We start from the raw sequence: 3,226 nt of genomic DNA on the forward strand, positions 1-3,226 counted from the left end.
GCCTGCACCCAGTTCGAGACGCGCGGCTCGGTCACCGCGTCGAACCGCTCGCTGCAATGGCGCGACCGCGTGGTCGAGCCGCTGTTCGAAAGCATCCCGGACGAGGTCATCATCGCCAAGTTCGCCAACAAGTTCGGCTTTGCCGATCGTCTGTTCCGCAACATCGAGATGGACGATGCAGAGACCCCGAATGTCGAAAGCATCACCCGCGAGTTCAATCGCGGCATGTGGACCATCGGCTATACCGGGCAGAGCCCTGAGCGGATGAAGCTGCACATGGCCAATCAGCACACCTTCGATCGCACCACGCTGCGCGCCAATGGCGGGCCGGCCGATGGCGACACCTACGGTCTGCCATGGCCCTGCTGGGGCACGCCCGAGATGAACCATCCCGGCACGCATATCCTGTATGACATGTCCAAACCTGTCTCCGAGGGCGGCCTGACCTTCCGCGCCCGTTTCGGCGTGGAACGCGACGGCGACAACCTGCTGGCCGAGGGGGTCTATTCCGCCGGCTCGGATATCGAAGACGGCTACCCGGAATTCACCATGCAGATGCTGATGGATCTGGGCTGGGACGGCGAGCTGACGGACGAGGAACGCGCCGTCATCGACGGTATCGCGGGGCCTGACACCAACTGGAAGACCGACCTTTCGGGCGGGATTCAGCGGGTGGCGATCGCCCACGAATGCGCGCCCTTCGGCAACGCCAAGGCGCGCGCGGTCGTGTGGACCTTCCCCGATCCGGTGCCGATCCACCGCGAGCCGCTCTATACCAACCGGCGCGATCTGGTGGCGGATTACCCGACCTACGAGGACCGGCACGCCTACCGCCTGCCGACCATGTATGCCTCGATCCAGAAGAACGACTTCTCTCAGGATTACCCGATCATCCTTACCTCCGGGCGGTTGGTCGAGTATGAGGGGGGCGGCGACGAGACCAGGTCGAACCCGTGGCTCGCCGAGCTTCAGCAGGACATGTTCGTCGAGGTGAACCCGCGCGATGCCAACAATATCGGCATCCGCGACGGCGCGCAGGTCTGGGTCGAAGGGCCCGAGGGCGGCCGCGTCAAGGTCATGGCAATGGTCACCGAACGGGTGGGCGCGGGCGTGGCCTTCATGCCCTTCCACTTCGGCGGCCATTTCGAGGGGCGCGACCTGCGGGACAAGTATCCCGACGGGGCCGATCCGTATGTCCTGGGCGAGGCGAGCAACACCGCCCAGACCTATGGCTATGACAGCGTCACCCAGATGCAGGAAACCAAGGCGACTCTGTGCAAGATCGTTGCGGCATAAGGAGATAGACCAATGGCAAGATCAAAATTCCTGTGCGACGCCGAACGCTGCATCGAATGCAACGCCTGCGTCACCGCCTGCAAGAACGAGCACGAGGTGCCATGGGGCATCAACCGCCGCAAGGTGGTGACGATCAACGATGGCAGCCCCGGTGAACGCTCGATCTCGGTGGCGTGCATGCACTGCTCGGACGCGCCGTGCATGGCGGTCTGCCCGACCGATTGCTTCTACCAGGACGAGGAAGGCGTGGTCCTGCATTCCAAGGACCTCTGCATCGGCTGCGGCTATTGCTTCTACGCGTGCCCGTTCGGTGCGCCGCAATTCCCGCAGGCGGGCAATTTCGGGTCGCGCGGCAAGATGGACAAGTGCACCTTCTGCAAGGGCGGCCCCGAGGAAAACCACAGCCAGGCCGAGTTCCAGAAATACGGGCGCAACCGGATCGCCGAGGGCAAGCTGCCGATCTGCGCCGAGATGTGCTCGACCAAGGCGCTGTTGGCCGGGGATGGCGATACCGTGTCGGACATCTACCGCGAGCGTGTCGTGGCGCGTGGCTTTGGGTCCGGCGCGTGGGGGTGGGGCAGCGCCTACGGCCAGCAAAGCGGCGGCTGAGACCAAGACGCCGATGCCGGGTGCCACCATGGCCGCCCTGCATCGGAAACTTTCAAAGTTTCCGGTCCGATTTCCTTCAAGGAAATCGGCGCGGATCACACGGGTCGATCACAGCATTCGAGGATATCATGCGCGCATTTCTCAGCCTCGCCTTGTATTTCCTGCTCGCCATGCCGGCCCTTGCGCAGGAGGTGCCCGCGTCGTCCGGCGCGGACCGCGCCGCGACGGGTGGCGCGCAGACGCTTGAAGACATCCTCGCCCGCCAGCGGGACGCGGCCGTTGACGACACCTTCCGCCGAGAGGCCACTGGCAACCCCGACGATGCGGCGGGCATGGCCGGGCAATTGGGCACGCTTGGTGGTGCCTCGGATGCCGAGGTCTGGCGCGCGCTGCGCTACGGGCTGGCCGATGTGACGGTCTCCTCGGGCGGGCCCGAGGCGCGAGTGCTCATCCAGGATGCCGGCATGTCTTGGCTGGAATTCCGCAAGGGCCCGCTCTCGACCTACGGGGCGTGGCTTCTGGGGATCACGGTGGCGCTGCTGGCGCTGTTCTTCCTGCTGCGCGGCAGGATCCGCATCGACGGCGAAAAGACCGGCCGTACCGTGACCCGCTTTCAGGCGGTCGAACGCTTCGGGCACTGGCTGATGGCCGGCTCCTTCGTGGTGCTGGCGATTACCGGGCTGGTGGTACTGTTCGGCCGGACGGTTGTGATCCCGCTGCTGGGGCATGAGGCCTTCTCGACCGTCGCCGTGGCCTCGAAATGGGTGCATAACAACATCTCCTGGGCTTTCATGCTGGGCCTCGTGATGGTGTTCTTCATGTGGGTTCTGCACAACATCCCCAACCGCACCGACCTGAAGTGGCTGGCCGTGGGTGGTGGCATGTTCTCTAAGGGCGTGCACCCGCCGGCAAAGAAATTCAACGCCGGGCAGAAGATGATCTTCTGGGCGACGATCATATTCGGCGCGTCGATATCGGCTTCGGGCCTGTCGCTGCTGTTCCCGTTCGATCTGCCTATGTTCGCCAAGACCTTCGCCGTTCTCAACGACACCGGCCTGCCGCAGCTCGTGGGTTACGGTGCGCTGCCTGAAACGCTTGCCCCGCACGAGGAAATGCAGCTTTCCACACTCTGGCACAGCATCATGGCCTTCGTGCTGACCGCGATCATCATCGCGCATATCTATATCGGCTCTGTCGGGATGGAGGGCGCGTTCGATGCCATGGGCACGGGCGAGGTAGAGGAACAATGGGCCCGCGAACATCACGGGCTGTGGCTGGAAGAGTTGCAGGACAAGGGCCACGCCCGTGACCCCGCAAAGGC

At 64.3% G+C, this 3,226-nt stretch carries 3 protein-coding genes; all 3 read left to right on the plus strand.

Annotated elements, in window-relative coordinates; translation table 11 throughout:
* Window positions 1-1,296, plus strand: a 1,296-nt coding sequence (locus ACROSR_RS20345; RefSeq protein ID WP_432687699.1) for a molybdopterin dinucleotide binding domain-containing protein, incomplete at its 5' end; no start/stop codon positions are given.
* A 12-nt stretch (window positions 1,297-1,308) separates the two neighbouring features.
* Window positions 1,309-1,905, plus strand: coding sequence for a formate dehydrogenase FDH3 subunit beta (fdh3B, locus tag ACROSR_RS20350; RefSeq protein WP_432686582.1), 597 nt, complete (start codon window positions 1,309-1,311; stop codon window positions 1,903-1,905).
* Between the two features lie 128 nt (window positions 1,906-2,033).
* Window positions 2,034-3,226: formate dehydrogenase subunit gamma (locus tag ACROSR_RS20355; protein WP_432687700.1), on the plus strand; the 1,193-nt coding region annotated here is incomplete at its 3' end.

Source organism: Roseovarius tibetensis (assembly GCF_050896375.1).
GTDB lineage: Bacteria > Pseudomonadota > Alphaproteobacteria > Rhodobacterales > Rhodobacteraceae > Roseovarius > Roseovarius tibetensis.

What these genes read in the sequence shown, in the direction of transcription:
- fdh3B (WP_432686582.1), top strand. Translation starts at nt 1,309, where the DNA reads ATGGCAAGATCAAAATTCCTGTGCGACGCCGAACGCTGCATCGAATGC.